Origin of the sequence: Acinetobacter sp. AC1-2, from assembly GCF_016124155.1 — a bacterium.
Taxonomy (GTDB): Bacteria; Pseudomonadota; Gammaproteobacteria; order Pseudomonadales; family Moraxellaceae; genus Acinetobacter; species Acinetobacter calcoaceticus.
In genome coordinates this window covers 663,629-681,291 of record NZ_JABFFO010000001.1, presented here as the reverse complement: position 1 = coordinate 681,291, position 17,663 = coordinate 663,629, and the positions used below count along the sequence as shown (strand labels likewise).

Here is a 17,663-nt window from a genome sequence, read left to right as displayed (position 1 = left end):
TATGCTTGGAAAAGCCTTATGAGCAAAACAACTCAAGAAAATCCAGCAGTCGAGAATTCTGCTCAGGAAAAAGTGTCAAATACATCAAAGTCGGCTTCTAACACGGCTAAGCGTAACAGCACTACTCCTAAAGCAGCAACTAATACACCAAAAACGACACGTACTCGTTCAACGACTGCACCTGCACGAAGCCCTCGTAATAAGAGCGCTGCTTCTGCACCCCCTTCTACATCTTCTAATGTAGCTGCAGCACCAAAAGCAACAAAAACCAAAACTTCTGTTCAACAGGATAAAACCATGAGCCAAAACACTGTTCGCCGCGTTGCAATTATTGGTGGCAACCGCATTCCATTTGCACGTTCAAATACTGCTTATTTTAAAGCATCGAATTCTGACATGCTGACAGCAGCATTGAATGGTTTGGTTGAGCGCTTTAACTTACAAGGTAAGCGTATTGGTGAAGTCGTTGCTGGTGCTGTTTTAAAACACAGCCGTGACTTTAATATGACTCGTGAAGTTGTATTGAGTACTGATCTTGCCCCTGAAACTCCTGCTTACGACATTCAGATTGCTTGTGGTACAGGCTTACAAGCTGCTTTTGTGGTTGCTAACAAAATTGCACTTGGTCAAATTGATGTAGGTATTGCAGGCGGTGTAGACACCACTTCTGATGCCCCAATCGCTGTTGGCGATGGCTTACGTAAAGTTTTGCTTGAGCTCAATGTTGCTAAAACTGGTAAAGACCGTCTTAAAGCATTAACAAAAATTGATTTTAAAAAGCTTCTTGATGCGCCAAGCAATGGTGAGCCACGTACTGGCCTTTCAATGGGCGAGCACCAAGCAATTACTGCATTAGAATGGGGTATTACTCGCGAAGCTCAAGACGAACTCGCTGCAAGCAGCCATCAAAAACTTGCTGCTGCTTATGAGCGCGGTTTCTTTGATGACTTGATCACTCCATTCTTAGGCCTTAACCGTGACAACAACTTACGTGCAGACAGTACAGTTGAAAAACTTGCTAAATTAAAGCCTGTTTTCGGTAAAGGCGAAACTGCAACAATGACAGCGGGTAACTCAACTCCGTTGACTGATGGTGCATCTGTTGTATTGCTTGCTTCTGAAGAATGGGCAAAAGAAAACGGTCATGAAGTTTTAGCTTACCTTTCTTTCTCAGAAACCGCTGCTGTTGACTTCATTGGTAAAAATGGTCCTAAAGAAGGCTTATTGATGGCTCCTGCTTATGCAGTACCTCGTATGCTTAAGCGTGCAAACCTTAAACTTCAAGATTTTGATTTCTACGAAATCCATGAAGCATTTGCATCTCAAGTATTGTCTACACTTAAAGCATGGGAAGACGAAAAATTCTGTAAAGAACGTCTTGGCTTAGATGCACCTTTAGGTTCAATTGACCGCTCTAAACTTAACGTAAATGGCTCATCTTTAGGTGCAGGCCATCCATTTGCTGCAACTGGTGGCCGTATCTTGGCAACTGCTGCTAAATTGATTAATCAAAAAGGTTCAGGCCGCGCATTAATCTCTATCTGTACTGCTGGCGGTGAAGGTGTAGTTGCAATTGTAGAGAAATAATTTCTACATCTAACTACAAAAAATAAGCACCCATTTGGGTGCTTATTTGATTTTAGGATTTATAAATTTAGTGCAGTGATGCAGCTTTTGCTTCAGGGAAAAACTTATCCTCGATATGGTCATAACACCATTGGAAAATAAAGGTATAGACCAAAATACAAAGTGTTAAACCAATATCTAAAATAAGCGCATCAATGACATTCATTTGTAGCATATAAGCAATCATCGGCACTGTTGCAATCAGCAAACCGCCTTCAAAACCAACCGCATGCAAAATCCTTACAGGGATTGTTCTTTCCCAATTATATTTATGCTCTACTTTTTCAAAGTAGTGGTTAAAAATCATATTCCAGAAAACTGAAACCACTGCCATAAACACACCGAGTGTTCCGGTTACATCCATAGGCATATCAAAAATAAAACTTAATGCAATCGCAATGATGACCAATAAAATTCCTTCATAACTGATTGCATGAATGATCCTTCTCTTGGAAATCAACATTTTTAAATACTCAATAATACTTGGATAATGTGCATTTTATTTTTATAATATTGATTAATCCAATCAGGTTCTTTCAGTTTTTTTGACAGATGAATATTAATCAAGAACAATTACTCATGTTTCAGGCCGTTATAGAAACTGGTTCCTTTTCAGCAGCAGCACGTAAACTTGGAAAAGTTCCTTCGGCTGTAAGCATGTCTATTGCCAACTTAGAAATTGATCTGGACTTAACCTTATTTGATCGTAAAGGTCGTGAGCCCGTCCCTACTGACGAAGCACGGGTGTTATATGAAAAGACTTCTCAGCTTTTGATTGAAATGAATCAATGGAAACAACATGCCCATGCGTTAAGCACAGGTTTAGAAGCTAACTTAACCATTGTGATTGTATCTGAACTCTTGCACACCAACTGGACCGATTATATTTGCCTTTTAGAGGGTCGTTTCCCTGACCTACAAATTAATATTGTTTCTGCCCCTCAAGAAGATGCTCTTCAAATGTTGTTAGATGGTTCTGCCCAACTTGCACTCATGTTTGAACGTGAGCATCTAGATAACAGAGAACAGTTTGTAGAGCTCAAACCTGAGGCTTTAATTCCAGTTATTTCAAATAGTCATCCACTCGCAAGCCAAAATCAGGTTTCTTATGAACAGATCCTCACAACACGACAAATTGTTGTGGCAAGTCGAGATGAGACATTAAAACCCGAATTACTTTTTTCGAAACATTACTGGCGTACAGATAACCATCACTCTGCTTGCTTAATGATTTTACGTGATCTGGGCTGGGGTGTTCTTCCGCAAGAAATGTTTAAAGAAAACCCTGAACTTAAAAATAAGCTTAAAATATTGAATTTATTAGATTTCACTCCAAGATTTGAATATTACGTAGATTTGGTATGGAGTCGTGAAAGTGAGCTTGGTGCCGCTGCCAGATTCCTTATTGAACATATCCGTAAGCAACGAACACAACAGGTCCCTTAAAATTATTTCAATTTAGATGCAGAACCTAAACGTTTTTCTTTGAAATATAACAATTGATATATCGACAGTATGAATAGACTTTGTGCTATAAAGAAAATATAAGATTTATTACTGAAGATGTTGAATATCAATGACTCATACAGCACTTGACCAATTAAAAACACTAACGACCGTTGTTGCCGACAGTAGCGACCTTGATGCAATTCGTAAATTTCGTCCATTAGACGCGACGACCAATCCTTCATTGATTACGGCAGCAGCAGAACAACCAGAAAGTAAAGAACTCATTGAAGATGCTTATTATCAAGCCAAAGAGGAAGGCTATAGCAACGATGAGTTAATCGAAAGAACTATTGATATTTTAACCGTAAAATTCGGTGTAGAAATTTTAAAACTGATTGAAGGTCGGGTTTCGACTGAAGTTGATGCTGCCCTTTCATATAACACCGAAGCGACCATTCAAAAAGCGCATGAATTATGTGAACTTTACAAAGGTTACGGTATTGACCAGTCACGTATTCTTATTAAAATTGCGTCGACTTGGGAAGGTATTCAAGCCGCGAAAGTACTCGAAGCTGAAGGGATTGCTTGTAACCTCACTCTGCTTTTCGGATTACATCAAGCTCAAGCATGCGCAGATGCAAAAGTAACTTTAATCTCGCCATTTGTAGGTCGTATCTTGGACTGGTACAAAAAAGCTGAAGGTGTCGATTCTTACCCAATCGAAAAAGACCCAGGCGTAGTTTCAGTTAAAAAGATCTATACCTATTACAAACAGCAAAATATCCCGACTCAAGTGATGGGTGCGAGCTTCCGTAGTATCGATCAAGTTCTTGGACTTGCTGGTTGCGATTTACTAACGATCTCTCCGGGCTTACTTACCCAGCTTGAGCAAGATACACGTACAGTTGATGCAGCTCTTGATGCAACTAAATCAAAGCAAGCAGATGCTATTGTTAGACCAGCTCAAGATGAGCAAAGTTTTAAAGACGAACTTAACCACGACTTAATGGCATTCCAACTTTTACAAGGTGGTGTTGATGGCTTTATTAAAGCTCGTGACCAATTAAGTTTTTTATTACGTCAATCTTTTGGAATTGATGCGGAAATTAAACCTTAAAAACTGCACTTTTCATACAAAATCACCGATTTTTGTTATCATGGCAAAAATCGGTTTTTTATTGGGTTTCTCGTGTTCGGCATAACAGATTTAACAACATATATTATTGGTACATTCCTAATTGTGTTATTGCCGGGGCCCAATTCTCTCTATGTGATGTCAATTGCTTCACGTTATGGCATTAAAACTGGATATATGGGTGCATTAGGTATTTTTACCGGTGATCTCATTTTAATGCTTTGTACCGTACTGGGTGCAGCCTCTTTATTAAAAGCATTCCCATGGGTATTTGTTATTCTTAAATTAACAGGTGCACTTTACCTATCTTATTTAGGCTTTAAGCTCTTACAAGGTAGTATTCAACGCTGGAAACAACGCAATCAACCACAACCTGAAATGGCTGATTTACCAGCTTTAGATAAAATTCATCCTTATAAAACAGCATTAAGCATTAGTTTACTCAACCCTAAAGCGATTTTATTTTTCTTATCTTTCTTTGTTCAATTTGTCAAACCCGATTATGCCTACCCAGCACTAAGTTTCTTAATTTTAGCGATTATTTTACAAATTATTAGTTTTAGTTATTTAACTGCATTAATCTTCTCGGGAATTAAGCTTTCAGCATTTTTTAAACAGAACCATAAAATTGCAGCAAGTAGTATTTTTTTAGTAGGGATTCTATTTTTCGGATTCGGTTTAAAACTGGCAACCTCAACAATCTAATAATCTTTATCCTAGTTTTTGCATTTATCAAGTTAAAACATAATGAACTGCTAAAATGCCAGCATGCCATCTGTTTTAACTTCATTGAGCACAAAAAATGTTCTGACTTGTCTTACCCCCGGTAAAGCAATAATTTTTTCACTATGAAATCGGTTAAAAGCAGCTAAATCTTTAACACGAATTTTTAGAAAATAATCGACTTCTCCAGCAACCAGATAGCACTCCAGAACATTCTCCAAATCACCTGCTGCCTGTTCAAATGCCTGAAAGCTATCAGGGGTTGAACGATCTAAAACTACACCAACCAGCACCACCGTATCACGCTGCACCATACTCGGATTGATCCGAGCACGCACATCTAAAATTGCCCCAATTTTAAAAAGACGCTGTGTATGATTCCAACAAGATGAAGTACTTATGCCTACAAGTTTGGCCAGTTCAGCATTACTTAAACGTCCATTCTCTTGTAAAGCGCGCATAATTTTAAGTTCAAGCACTGTCAAATTTTCAGTCTGTTCTTCCATAAAACAATATCCCAAATTTAGTAGTATTTATGAAAGGAATAATAGCATTATTCAATATTTTGAAAATATTATTTCCATTTTAAGTCAAAAATAGAAAGCACCTTCTTAAAAAAAATTGTTAGATTTACCTAGCTGAAAGCAGAGACAGAAACATATTAATTTTTCAGGGATTTAGAACATTTAGCTATGCAAAAGATTCTTCAAGATTTTTCAATTCCGGCCGTATTTGCTGGCTTTATCACTTTTTTAATAGGTATAAGTGTTTCGGCCATTTTAGTGATTCAAGCGGCTCAAGCTTTAGGAGCTTCACCCGAGCAAATCACCTCATGGTTTTGGGCTTTAGGCTTAGGTATTGGTTTATCAGGATTCATACTTTCTTGGAAATTTAAATATCCTGTAGCAACGGCATGGTCAACCGCAGGCCTCGCTTTAATTATGGCAACAGGCAGTGGCTATAGCTTAAATGAAGCGATTGGTGCTTTTTTAGTGGGTGGTTTACTGACTGCTATTTTAGGCTTTTCAGGTATATTTCAAAAGGCACTTTCATATATTCCTCAAAGCTTAACCAGTGCCATGCTTGCAGGTGTTTTACTCAAATTTGGTATTTCCCTGTTCGCCAGTTTGCAAAATGATTGGGAGTTCGTTTTATCTTTACTGGTCATTTATATAATTACAAAAAGATTATGGCCGCGTTATAGCATTGTTTTCACAGCACTTGCGGGTATTGCCCTGTGCCCTGTCTTTTTAGAATTTCATATGCCTACACTTCAGTGGTCTTTGGCTAAACCTGTTTGGATTAGTCCGGAATTTAGCTGGTCAGCACTTTTGGGCTTAGCTCTACCACTTTTTGTGATTAGCATGGCTTCGCAATATTTACCCGGAATTGCCATGATTAAAAGTTATGGCTATAAACCGCATGTTAATCAACTGATTGGCTGGACAGGTTTAACCCAAGTTGTACTTGCACCTTTTGGTTGTTATAGCGTAAATATTGCTGCGATTAGTGCGGCTGTAAGCTTAGACGATCAAGTCCACCCAGACCCAAGTAAACGATATATTGCAGGCATGAGCTGTGGTTTTTTCTACATTTTAATGGGCCTGTTTGCTGCAACACTGACAAGCTTACTCATGTCTTTTCCACATATCTTTATTGTAGCTTTAGCTGGCATTGCATTATTTGGTACGATCAGCCACAACATTGCAATCGCATTTGCTCAGGTTGAAGATCGTGAAGCGGCATTATTTACCTTTTTATGTAGTGCTTCGGGCATTCAATTTTTCGGTATCGGATCGGCCTTTTGGGGACTTATTGTAGGTGTTGTTGTATATTTTATTTTAAAACTTAAAGTCAAAAAAAGTTAATAAAAAAGCGTTCATAGTCCCTATTTTCAATGCTATGAACGCTTTTTCGTCTTATTTCTTATAGCTCTCTCACTACAACTGACTTCGCCATTTTGTCATGCCAGCCTTGTTTTTTAGCATCAAATGCGACCCAAAAAAGACCAATACCAAATACCAAAATTGATGGAATGTAGCCAATGTATCGAATAATACTCTGCATGACTGTTAGCTTATTGCCTGTTTTTTCATCTAAAACTTTTAATCGCATCAATCGTTTACCTGGAGTACCTGCAAAATACAGCCAACATAAAATTGAATACAATAAAGGAAATACATAGTTCACGATTAAATCAAACCCATAATTTTGTGGTTTCGCACTTAAGCCTGTGGCAAAGACTAAGTCATAATCCCCCTGATAAAAAATCCATGCCGCAGGAATAATTGCCAAAAAAAGAATAAGAGTATCAATAATCATTGCACCAAATCTTAACCAGAACCCTGCATACTCATACTTATAAGTCATGCTCACCTCGCTTTGTTATTGTTTAATAGCTACAAACGCTTTTACAATTTTACTTTTATCCTAAATGAAACTTTTTTATTTTTAAATACTTAAATAAATTTAAAATTTTCTACTTTTATATTTTATTGTAATAATTTCGATCAAAAAAACGTTATTACACTAATATTCACCATAAAAACTAATTTAATCTTTTTAGAACTGAAATTTTTCTTTTCAGCTCTATTGAAACAGTTTTATAGATAATTAAAAATATAAATACATATTATATTTATCTCCAGAACAAAATATCTAATTTAAATTCTGTTTTTAATAATAATGCTGAAAATAATAGAGCTAATCCAATAAAAATTAAAAAAACAATTAAACTGACTAATCCATAAACAATAACTACACTACCTAATATAGTTAAAACATAAAATATAATTACACTGAGTGTTGGCATCTCGATTTATTCCACTACTTAAAAATAAAAGCAATTTATTCTATCGAGTTTATAAACGATTGCTGTTTTCAAATGTTGGTTACACTATTAATTTGTTTCATCATAGAATAATCATGTTATTAAACTTATTTAGTGTTACTTTACTTTAATAAGCAGTGATGTATTTCACATAAATTTTATTTGATTTCAAAGTAATGCTTTTCAGTCACAAGTTTAATTTTTAAATTTTTATATAACCGCTCTTTTGAATTTTCTAGTGAAGGGACAACTTTTTCTGCAAATTTATCTTCGGTCATCAGTCTGGCATACGTTTTATAACCAACGACTAATTTTTCTGGTTCTTTACCTGTTTGACGAAACTCTTCAATGAGTTTATTGATTTTCTTTGCTGTTAAATCAGCCATCTTCATCACTCCCCCTTAGTTTACTATTTTGTTATACGTTTTCTATATGACAGAAATATGAACGGTAATTTTTTGTAATTTTCATGTAAATATTATCAATTATTCAGCAATAGCTCTTAAATTCCATCACAATCAATATGAGAATAAACATAAGTTAATGATTTAAAATAATTTTATTTAATTTTCCTTTCCTTTAGTTGAATAGATGTTTACCGAGAATGAAATATGTTAATCTTTAATTAATAAATGCTTCATACATATAACAACTGTAAATAAGAGGAATAACATTATGAATTACCAACATATTATTGTACCTGTCGATGGTTCTGAAATTTCTTTAGCAGCAGCAAGACAAGCAGCTCATATTGCAAAGGCATTTGGGAGTAAATTGACCGCTATTAGCTTAGTTGCGGTAGATCCTTTTAGCGGCGTAGATTTTTATTACATCTCACCTGTTGTAAAAGATTATTTTGTTGAAGCACGTGCCAATGCAGAAAAAACTCTCGCAAAAGTAAAAGCTTTATGCGCTGAAGAAGGTATTGATGCCGAAACTCAGATTATCCAAGGTGAAATTTCTTCAGATGGTATCTTAAAAGCTGTAGAAGGCTTAGGTTCCGATTTGATTGTCATTGGTTCTCATGGTCGCAAAGGCTTCCAAAAACTTATTTTGGGTAGTTTTGCTCAAGATGTTTTAAACAGTACCAAAATTCAGGTATTGGTTGTAAAAGAATAAAATTTTTTAGATGCAAAAAACCCAATCCTTTGATTGGGTTTTTAATAAAATAGATTGTATAAATTTTACACTAGCCAAAAACCCAGATAGAATAGTTTCTTATTCTTTCAATTTCGTGAGTCACGCCAATGAAGTAAGTCTTTTTTCTCATCATTTTTTCTTTTTTTGATGTGCAAAATAGACTATTTTTTTTGTGATTTAACGTCTCTGCTTAAAACTGCTTTTTCCTATTTTGTACATCCTGTATTTATGAGGTTTTTATGACTCAGCAGGCATGTGTAATATCACAGCTGACTTTAGAGCTTTCATCTAAAGTCATGTTTAAACAACTAAATTTTAGCCTTGAATCGAATCAGGTGTCTGCCTTAATTGGCCGTAATGGTCAAGGTAAATCTTTGCTTATGCAAATGTTAAATCAGACGCTTAAAGCAGATTCAATTCTTACTTCTGGACAAATATCTTGGCATGTAAAACATGCTTATTTACCTCAACTACATCGGTTAACGGGACTGACCATAGCTGAAGCATTAGATATCTTAGACATTTATCAAGCTTTTAAAAGAGTTGAGCAAGGTGTTGCCAACTTTGATGATTATGATTTGTTAGACGGTAAATGGGACCTCCCCACCTTATGGAATACCCTCTTAGAATCCGCTCATTTGCCCACTGATTTAGACTTTCCAGTTAACAACTTAAGTGAAGGTCAAAAAACCAAGTTGGTCTTAAGCTGTTTATTTTTAAAATCAGATCACTACTTACTTCTTGATGAACCTAGCAATCATTTAGATCAAGAATCTAGAAAATGGTTAATTGACCATTTAAGAACACACCCACCAGGTGCACTTATCATTAGTCATGACCGCACTTTGTTAAATGAGGTAGATCATATTTATCACTTAAATGAACATGGTTTACATCACACAACCGGAAACTATGAGAAATTTGATGAGCAATATCAAACTCATGTTGTAGCTTTAGAGCAAGCTGTTCAACAAAACCAACGTGATCTTAAACATATGAAGCAAAAGCAACATGATGTATTAATGAAAGCTCAAAAACGTGAACGTGCTGGCAATAAATTAAGAGAATCAAATTCTCAAGCCAAAATTTTGCTCGACTTTAAAAAGGAACAAGCGGGCCAAAGTATTGCGGCTATACAGTCTCAGCACCAACGACAAATTACAAATAGTCAAAATCACTTAAAAGACAAAAAAATGCGTCTTGAAACCGTCAAACCACAACAGTTTGTCTTCCCCACTTTTCATAAAAAATCTGGAGAAATTCTTCGGATTAAGAAACTCAAACTGAACTATGGAACTCAACAACCAATAGATTTAGCTGTATATGCCGCTCAAAAAATTCACATAACGGGTCAAAATGGTATTGGAAAGTCAACGCTGCTTAAAGCAATCAATGCACAGAAGAATCAGTCCTGTGACAGCATTCAATTATTTGTAGAGTGCTTTTATCTCGATCAAAACTTTAGCTTTTTATGTGATGAAATGTCTGTTATTGAGAATTTAACTCACATGAATAATGCGCTTTCAGAATTGGAATGGAGAAATTTATTAGGCCAACTTCGAATTCGCGGTGATAAAAGTACTTATCTCTTGTCGCAACTAAGTGGTGGTGAAAAACTCAAAGTAGCTTTATTAGCGCTTAGCCAGATACATCCTATCCCCGAACTTCTGTTATTAGATGAACCCGAAAATCATTTAGATATTGAATCTAGAGAATTATTAGCTAGTGCTATTCAGAGTTATGAAGGTGCTGTATTACTAGTTTCACATGATCAAATGTTTGTTGAAAGTTGTGGCATTTACGAGTCATTTTCTTTAATCGAGTAGTGACTATCTCTATCATTTTCAAATTTACTAGCTCTCATATGAAAGCTAGTAAATTTTATAAAATATTATTTTTTTATTTTATTTAATAATTCGACATCTAGACTATATTTCACAGTTTTATTTTTACGAGCACTATTACGCATTTGATAAACTTGAATAATATAATCGCCATCAACTGGCAAAGTAAGTTCTCCTTTCGATCCTACAGTTGAGCCAATTAATAATGCATTATCTTTACCTGGTTTTTTACCTGGTGCAAAAATATTGACATAGGCTAAATTACCAAGACTATTAATATTAAATTTTAATACTTGTCCATTCTTTACATAAATCTTGTACCTTACATCATCATAGCCATGAAATTTTCCAGTTAATGTGGTATGTGTTGAACCTTGTAAAAAATTAACTTTTTGCTCAATATTTTTAGCTAAAACAGAGAAGGATGTAGTTGAAATCAGTATAGATAATAATAAAGTTTTAATGATTTTTTTCAATTTTTAATCCTCAAAATATTTTTAAATTATTATATTAAAAATAATTTTTATAAAATTTTACTTTATGTATGATTTTGATGAGTAGTAGTTACTTTTTATAATTAGTAACAAATAGGATATCTCAAAGTTCCAGTTTTACTTTCACTTTGAGATACTCCATTTAAATAATTAAAATTTTAGAACCGATAGCCTACCCCTAAATAGGTAATCAGTGGATCAATATCAACTTTTGTTGTTGCGTGTATTAAGCGAGTTCCCGTATTTTGATTGACTACATCAATTTGTGCTTTGTTACTCAACTTTGCATAAGATACGGAAGCAACCGTATACCATGAATCATTAAAATCATAAGTAAACCCAGCAGTAAAAATAGGAGCTATCGCATCATCGGCATCAACATTAACAACCATTTTTCCACTCGATTCTTTACGGTCTAAAGCTGCTCCTGCTTTACCATCTAACACATTCTGAATCATATGGCCTGCGGAGACTAAATCAGAACGAATCCCATCATTGAGTTTAATATCATTAAAATGGGCATACATTAAACCAGCTCCAATATAGGGTCTAAACTTATTTACGCCACTTTTACCAAACTGATATTGTGCTTCTATGGTTGGCGTCCATGCTCGAATAGATGCAGCTTTAGATTTATTCCCTAGGTTGGTAATTGGAATCGCTTGACCTAAGGTAAAGCCGTCTGGGAAAAGATATTTCACTAGGTCATTGGGAGACATTGCGACTCCGCTTAATGGTGCTAAGATTTCACCTTTGCCTTTAACATCAACTTTAGGTGGAATTCCGCCAATAAATTGTAAAGACACATGATCATTAAGATAATAGTTAAATGTTAAACCTAATGTATCTACATCATCAACTTCTAGTCCCGCATCTTGCTGTTGCCAGCTTTCCAATCCCTCAATTCGCGCTGTACCAGCAACTTCAGCTAGAATATTCCCGTTACCGTCTGTAAGTTGATCTTGGATTTCGGGTTGGGCTAGAAACTCAGTAAGGGTTTCTTTTAAATTCCAAACCTCTCCACCCATATCAGTCATAGTGGCATTCGGATCAACCGAATTTAAAAAACTGGTTGTTGAAATAGTACCGACTTTAGCTACGGTTCCATTTTTAACAGCGGTATTAATATTAAATGGATTAGCTTTACCCTGTGGCATTACATGTAGCCAACCAGCAGAGACAGAGAATCTTTTAAATTCCTGCGCATAACTCATGCTTGTGATTACAGATAATGAACTCAATATTGCTATTTTTATTACTATTTTTTTCATTTTTATTCCATCCTAGAAATATATTGCTGATTTTGCAATATATGTATGGAATATAGACAAGTTGCCGTTTTTATCAATCGGTATATTTTTTAAACAGAATTAATTTAGACAAACCCATCAATTTATCTCATTAATTACATGAAATAGTTATCTAATTTTTCTGACAAATGGTAACACTATGCAAATTTATAATTTAACGATTGGTAAAATAATTCAAAAGTAAAAATAGTCAGATTTTAATACTCGTCCGCTTTTCTGATTGAACCAATTAGATAGAAATGAGGTCGAAATTTAACTCCACGCCTCACCCCACAATAATAAAAAGTTATCGTCTTTCAAAAGAAAACTCCTAAAAATAGGAGTTTTCTTTTTTGTTTACTTTGAGCAGTTTTTATACAAATGATCTAGTTTTATTTAACACGCTCAATCTTAAAAACCTCAATATCGGTAGGCTTAAGTCTATGTGTGTCCACCTCTCCCACAACACGGACTTTATCTCCGGCTTTTAGTTGTAAAGGTTTCCATAAGTCATCATCTATATCAATTACAATTGATCCAGTTGCATCTTTAAACTCAAAATGATCACCAGCAATATGCTTTACGATGGTACCTGTTAACGTAACACCAGACTCATCAGCCAAGGTTTTTGCTTTAGACACCGTGACTACATTTTTTGTCGCTTCTTTCAATAAGGCGGCATCTGGTTTAGCCAATACCGCATTGCTACCCAATAAAGCCAACCCAGTGAGTGTGGCTAAGAATATTTTTTTCATTACGATGACCTACTTTTAATGTTCTTAGTTATATAAACAAATTCTTTTAAAGTTATAGATTTAGCTTTTGTGGTTTTTTGTATCTTATTAGAGTCTTTGTTTAATGAGGATGAATAGAAACACCAAATATTTTCTTTAAGTTTTCTCTTCCAACAACCATTTTCTAGCCTATAGCTTTATCGTTAATTTACTTAAGAAAACGCTTTCCTTAAGTAAATTAAACTCAGCATTAAAATATCACTTAATTGTTAAGCAACAAGTTGTCCTAAATTCGATAAAATATTTATGGCTTCCGTTTCATCCTCTGTTTGCCCAACAATCATTCGGTCATATGAAATTCCACCAATCTCAATATAAATTTTCGGATGTGGAAGTTGAGGGATATAAACTTTTAGTGGTTGATAAAGAGCTAGAAGATAACCAAATGAATCATAAGGATAATGATCATTTTTTAATGTCTTCTTTATCACAACATAAGTATTCAAAATATCTAGAATAAAACCATATTCATTTTCAGAATGAAATTTAGCGTCCATACCCACCTCCTTGATTAATTAATATTTTTATAATCAAATTTAAAGGTTAAATTTCTGATCTGATGGCATTTGAACCAATTTACTTTAAATATAGAGTTATATTTAAAATGATTGGTGTTGGATTTAAATATATTTAAAACCTAGCATATTAGTCAACATATTTTGAACAGCACCATTAAAAATAAATATTGTGAGTTACAAATCACACTTTAAAGTGGAAATAAAAAGATATAAAAAAGCCCATCTTACGACGGGCCTAAGCATTCATCTAGATTATGAATCTTTGTCCATTGAATGAGGGGTTGTCGTTTTATCTTGCTGTTTTGTATCGTTTTCACCTTGGCAAGCGCTCACACTTAAAGAAATAATCGCAGCTAAACCTAAGGTAGCCATAATTTTTGTCATACTTCGCCTCATGAATTGTTCAGATAGTGAGTTAATAAATACTTTTTATTAGTTTTACGATCAGCATAGGTTTCTAGGCTTTTTTGTAGATTTAGCGCAAAAATGTAAAGCTCTTTAGTTTTACATTTAAATATCAACTTAAGATTTGACCATTAAACGTTAACTGAGTGTCTGAGCGTTTTAATGAGTAATTCGTATAAATGATCTACAGCCTTCGACTCTAACGATGACCTACTCCGATAAACCGCAGCCTCCATCGGCTCTAAAGGTCCGAGGCCATGATCTGCACCTAATATGGTTAAATGCTCAGGAGCGCTACACTGTGTGAACACGGCGATTGCTAAACCGCTTTCAACTGCTGCAATTTGGCCCGCTAAACTTGAACTGTTGTAGACCACACGATAACGGCGCCCTTGTAATGCTAAAGAATGAATAGCGCTCTTTTTGGCTTGGCTCGTACTTTCGTAAACTGCAATTGGAAGTGGGTCTTCTCGCCAAAGTTCAAACTGTGGAGACCCTACCCACACCATCGGTTCATGGAATAAAAGTGTTCCTTGACGAGCGTTATCTCTCGAAATTAATGCCAAATCTATATCACCACTTTCTACCCGCGGAATTAAAGACGTAGATTGCTCACAGATCAACTCGATTTCAACACCTCCATAACGTGGTGCAAAACGCTTGAGTACGGGTGTTAAATATTTAGCAGCATAGTCATCAGGTACTCCAAGGCGTATACGTCCCTTCAATTCATCTCCATGAAATGCCATTTGTGCTTCTGCATGTAAATCGAGAATACGGCGTGCGTAACCTAAAAGTAGCTGTCCTTGCGACGTTAATTCAATTTGTCGGTGCGTTCGTATTAAAAGTTGGCAATGTAGAGCTTCTTCTAATTTTTTCAATTGCATACTAACAGCAGATTGCGAACGATATAGCTCAGGCGCTGCATTTGACAATGAGCCTGTATCTACTACTGTGACAAAACACTTCAGCCAATCAATCTGTAGGTTTTTTAAAGTCATTACAATTTATCTATTCGATTTTCAAATAGTATATAAAAGAATTATGCGCTTTTCTTTACCTATTCTCTCTCCCATACTGAAATCATAATAAGTTCAAAGCGATTTATTTGTCCTATTCACAATTTTAACCAAGATCAGTACATGATTAATGACTGAATAACACATTAATAGCTGTACTTACTAACAATTTTATCACTTCGTATTTCTTAGGTATTACACACTAGGAGGAGGTTTTATGCGCCTAAATAAACAGATGCTTGCATCACAAAGTGCAACATCCGCTTTTGTTTTACTCTGGGGTAGTGCCGCAATTTTTACTCGATGGGGGTTAGATAATGCTTCGCCTATAGCATTATTAATTCTGCGGTTTTCTACTGCTTTGATTGTTCTGTTCGTATTTGCTCTTTTTAGAAAACGACTTTTACCCAAACATGGAACTCGAAAACAAGTTCTGCTGACTGGGTTGCTTATTATTGCAGGTTATTCAATTTGCTATTTTAAAGCTATGGCCCATGGAGTCACTCCTGGCTTAATGGCAACAATTATGGGAATACAGCCTATACTCACGCTTTGCCTTATGGAAAAGAATTGGCAAAAAGAAAGACTGCTAGGATTATGCATCTCTTTAGCAGGGCTCATACTTTTAGTATGGAAAAGCCTGACACTGTCTTTTATTGCTCCAATTGGTATGCTGTTTGCCTTAGCTGCTCTCATCTGTATAACTTTTGGGGCCATAATGCAAAAGAACATTCAACAAGCCCCGACTGATGTCTTACCGCTACAATATGTCATCAGTCTTATCGTCTGCTTATTTATAGTTCCCTTTGAACATTTTGAAATAACGTGGAATTCACAACTGATTATTTCAGTCTTATTTCTTGGAATTTTAATTTCTGTAGTTGCTCAGCTTTTACTTTACCGACTTCTAAGTCAGGGCAATATTGTAAATGTGACAAGCCTGTTCTATCTGGTTCCTATCGTGACTGCACTTTTAGATTTTCTAATTTTAAAAAATAAGTTACCACTAGCAGGTTTAATTGGGATGATTGCAATTTTGCTAGGCTTAATGCTCGTATTTAAAAAGAAATAATTCTTAAAGATTTTAGGGTAAACCCTCGATTGAGGGTCTTATTTTTAAATACGAACTTAGACCAATTTTTTCCAGCCAGTGCCGATTTGAGCTAAAGCGGGTAATTCATCACTATTAAAAACATTAAAATTTTGGTCAATCGCAAATCGGTAGATAGGTATAGAATCAGCTTCAGTTTTCTTAAAGAAACTGAAGTTTTCAGTAAAATGATAATTGCCAGCTTCTGTAGATTTTATTGCTGTTCCTGACGGTATATGAATATAACTTTCACACACTACTTCAACGTTCTTTCCATCAAGATCCTGATATGAAAATTTCATGCTTCCATCCTTTTTAAATTTTTATGATTGAGAAAAACTTAACATGCTATTTGATTCGATTATGGAAACTTTTTTCAACTAATTGTTTAAGTGTGTATATTTAGTTAAAACTAGAATATTTTTTAAAGATAAAAAAGCTAATCAAATATTAAGCACCTTTCAAACACTTTAGTTAAGTCTATTGAAAGACTATATGAATAATTAAGAAGTTATTAAATATCTGTCATAAGTTTTCTTCTTTCTTGCTTCAATTTCAGATATACTGCACTTAGTATGAGATGAGCCTTATATAGTTCATTGCTAGATCAATGAACGACTAAGCCCTTCGCTTTCGAGCAAGGGCTTTTTTAATACCTATAATTTGAGAAAATTATGCCTATATGAACTGTTCGGTCGACCATTGGTTTGCCTTTATAGAGCAGGTCTGTTAGATTGGTCTTGTTCATCAACTCCTATTGTCGATGAATACTGAAGCCTGATTCGTAGCATCAGGCTTTTTTACGCCTAAAACTTGTATAAATGATCCAGTCAAAATGATGACATACGATCTCGGCGTGACCTGAAACAAAGTAAATAAAACTATAAAATAAACTGCACTATCTTACTTTTAGCCAAGAGCCAACTTCTTTTAGCATCTCAACTAGACCGTTTAATTTCTTACCATCTTCAGTCAATGAGTACTCAACTTTAACAGGAACTTCCGCAAAAACTTCTCTGTTAATAAAACCTTCTTCCTCTAAAAAACGTAACTCTAAAGTTAACATTCTTTGAGAAATATTAGGAATTGCTCGTCTTAACTCATTAAAACGCATAGGTCTTTCGATGAGAAATGAAATAATTAACATTCTCCAGCGACCACCCAATACTGTCATTGCCTCTTCTACAGAACAGCCAGAAATATTATCTTTCATTGTCTAATTAGGTATAAAAAATATACCTATATAACAAAATAGTGCCTAATTTACAATCTATACCTAGTGATGAATAATAGTTTTTTATCACCAA

At 35.1% G+C, this 17,663-nt stretch carries 21 protein-coding genes and 1 pseudogene; 8 read left to right on the top strand and 14 right to left on the bottom strand.

Annotated elements, in window-relative coordinates; translation table 11 throughout:
- Positions 1-18 precede the first annotated feature (18 nt).
- A complete protein-coding gene (locus tag HL290_RS03160) occupies positions 19-1,587 on the top strand; it encodes an acetyl-CoA C-acetyltransferase (protein WP_045430848.1) in 1,569 nt (522 codons plus the stop codon).
- 67 nt (positions 1,588-1,654) lie between these two features.
- Here HL290_RS03160 and aceI read toward each other — a convergent pair whose 3' ends face one another.
- Positions 1,655-2,089: a chlorhexidine efflux PACE transporter AceI gene (gene aceI, locus HL290_RS03155; protein ID WP_004643197.1), complete on the bottom strand. Its 435-nt coding sequence runs from the start codon at positions 2,087-2,089 to the stop codon at positions 1,655-1,657.
- Between the two features lie 89 nt (positions 2,090-2,178).
- Here aceI and HL290_RS03150 point away from each other — a divergent pair, with 89 nt between their 5' ends.
- From HL290_RS03150 to leuE, 3 genes are all read left to right on the top strand, one after another.
- Positions 2,179-3,072: a LysR family transcriptional regulator gene (locus tag HL290_RS03150; RefSeq protein WP_005039849.1), complete on the top strand. Its 894-nt coding sequence runs from the start codon at positions 2,179-2,181 to the stop codon at positions 3,070-3,072.
- A gap of 130 nt (positions 3,073-3,202) precedes the next feature.
- Positions 3,203-4,192 (top strand): transaldolase, encoded by a 990-nt coding sequence (gene tal / locus HL290_RS03145; RefSeq protein ID WP_092706928.1) that lies wholly within the window; start codon positions 3,203-3,205, stop codon positions 4,190-4,192.
- Positions 4,193-4,264: 72 nt separating this feature from the next.
- Complete coding sequence (gene leuE / locus HL290_RS03140) at positions 4,265-4,915, top strand: leucine efflux protein LeuE (RefSeq protein ID WP_198495565.1); 651 nt, start codon at positions 4,265-4,267, stop codon at positions 4,913-4,915.
- A 50-nt stretch (positions 4,916-4,965) separates the two neighbouring features.
- Here leuE and HL290_RS03135 read toward each other — a convergent pair whose 3' ends face one another.
- Entirely contained in the window at positions 4,966-5,439 is a 474-nt protein-coding gene (locus HL290_RS03135) for an Lrp/AsnC family transcriptional regulator (protein ID WP_004643202.1), read from the bottom strand.
- A 186-nt stretch (positions 5,440-5,625) separates the two neighbouring features.
- Between HL290_RS03135 and HL290_RS03130 the strand changes: the two genes are divergently transcribed.
- Complete coding sequence (locus HL290_RS03130) at positions 5,626-6,801, top strand: benzoate/H(+) symporter BenE family transporter (protein WP_198495564.1); 1,176 nt, start codon at positions 5,626-5,628, stop codon at positions 6,799-6,801.
- Between the two features lie 58 nt (positions 6,802-6,859).
- Here the strand turns inward: HL290_RS03130 and HL290_RS03125 are convergent, their stop codons facing one another.
- The 3 genes from HL290_RS03125 to HL290_RS03115 all read right to left on the bottom strand — a co-directional run bounded on the left by HL290_RS03125 (position 6,860) and on the right by HL290_RS03115 (position 8,149).
- A complete protein-coding gene (locus HL290_RS03125) occupies positions 6,860-7,303 on the bottom strand; it encodes an RDD family protein (RefSeq protein WP_092706924.1) in 444 nt (147 codons plus the stop codon).
- A 268-nt stretch (positions 7,304-7,571) separates the two neighbouring features.
- Entirely contained in the window at positions 7,572-7,745 is a 174-nt protein-coding gene (locus HL290_RS03120; RefSeq protein WP_198495563.1) for a hypothetical protein, read from the bottom strand.
- Positions 7,746-7,921: 176 nt separating this feature from the next.
- Positions 7,922-8,149, bottom strand: coding sequence for a hypothetical protein (locus HL290_RS03115; protein WP_003652322.1), 228 nt, complete (start codon positions 8,147-8,149; stop codon positions 7,922-7,924).
- A 289-nt stretch (positions 8,150-8,438) separates the two neighbouring features.
- Here HL290_RS03115 and HL290_RS03110 point away from each other — a divergent pair, with 289 nt between their 5' ends.
- Positions 8,439-8,882 carry a universal stress protein gene (locus HL290_RS03110; protein WP_004643207.1) on the top strand — a complete coding sequence of 148 codons (444 nt, stop codon included), beginning with the start codon at positions 8,439-8,441 and terminating at the stop codon, positions 8,880-8,882.
- A 260-nt stretch (positions 8,883-9,142) separates the two neighbouring features.
- Positions 9,143-10,729, top strand: a complete 1,587-nt coding sequence (locus HL290_RS03105; RefSeq protein WP_198495562.1) for an ATP-binding cassette domain-containing protein — start codon at positions 9,143-9,145, stop codon at positions 10,727-10,729.
- Between the two features lie 65 nt (positions 10,730-10,794).
- Here the strand turns inward: HL290_RS03105 and HL290_RS03100 are convergent, their stop codons facing one another.
- The 7 genes and pseudogenes from HL290_RS03100 to HL290_RS03075 all read right to left on the bottom strand — a co-directional run bounded on the left by HL290_RS03100 (position 10,795) and on the right by HL290_RS03075 (position 15,248).
- Positions 10,795-11,223 (bottom strand): PPC domain-containing protein, encoded by a 429-nt coding sequence (locus HL290_RS03100; protein ID WP_198495561.1) that lies wholly within the window; start codon positions 11,221-11,223, stop codon positions 10,795-10,797.
- 34 nt (positions 11,224-11,257) lie between these two features.
- Positions 11,258-11,344 (bottom strand): annotated as a pseudogene (locus HL290_RS18865) (hypothetical protein); the annotation flags it as partial.
- 55 nt (positions 11,345-11,399) lie between these two features.
- Positions 11,400-12,512 (bottom strand): OmpW/AlkL family protein, encoded by a 1,113-nt coding sequence (locus HL290_RS03095; protein WP_198495560.1) that lies wholly within the window; start codon positions 12,510-12,512, stop codon positions 11,400-11,402.
- Positions 12,513-12,922: 410 nt separating this feature from the next.
- Entirely contained in the window at positions 12,923-13,285 is a 363-nt protein-coding gene (locus HL290_RS03090) for a NirD/YgiW/YdeI family stress tolerance protein (RefSeq protein ID WP_198495559.1), read from the bottom strand.
- Positions 13,286-13,533: 248 nt separating this feature from the next.
- Positions 13,534-13,821 (bottom strand): hypothetical protein, encoded by a 288-nt coding sequence (locus HL290_RS03085; protein WP_042896947.1) that lies wholly within the window; start codon positions 13,819-13,821, stop codon positions 13,534-13,536.
- 273 nt (positions 13,822-14,094) lie between these two features.
- A complete protein-coding gene (locus HL290_RS03080) occupies positions 14,095-14,226 on the bottom strand; it encodes a hypothetical protein (RefSeq protein ID WP_004643213.1) in 132 nt (43 codons plus the stop codon).
- Between the two features lie 152 nt (positions 14,227-14,378).
- Positions 14,379-15,248, bottom strand: a complete 870-nt coding sequence (locus HL290_RS03075; protein ID WP_005039826.1) for a LysR family transcriptional regulator — start codon at positions 15,246-15,248, stop codon at positions 14,379-14,381.
- 235 nt (positions 15,249-15,483) lie between these two features.
- Here HL290_RS03075 and HL290_RS03070 point away from each other — a divergent pair, with 235 nt between their 5' ends.
- Positions 15,484-16,338, top strand: a complete 855-nt coding sequence (locus HL290_RS03070; RefSeq protein ID WP_198495558.1) for a DMT family transporter — start codon at positions 15,484-15,486, stop codon at positions 16,336-16,338.
- Positions 16,339-16,394: 56 nt separating this feature from the next.
- Here the strand turns inward: HL290_RS03070 and HL290_RS03065 are convergent, their stop codons facing one another.
- On the bottom strand, positions 16,395-16,658 hold the full coding sequence (locus tag HL290_RS03065) for a hypothetical protein (protein ID WP_198495557.1): 264 nt from the start codon (positions 16,656-16,658) through the stop codon (positions 16,395-16,397).
- Positions 16,659-17,254: 596 nt separating this feature from the next.
- The gene (locus HL290_RS03060) at positions 17,255-17,569 is read right to left on the bottom strand and encodes a winged helix-turn-helix transcriptional regulator (protein WP_003652340.1); all 315 of its coding nucleotides are present in this window, start codon (positions 17,567-17,569) and stop codon (positions 17,255-17,257) included.
- Positions 17,570-17,663 lie beyond the last annotated feature (94 nt).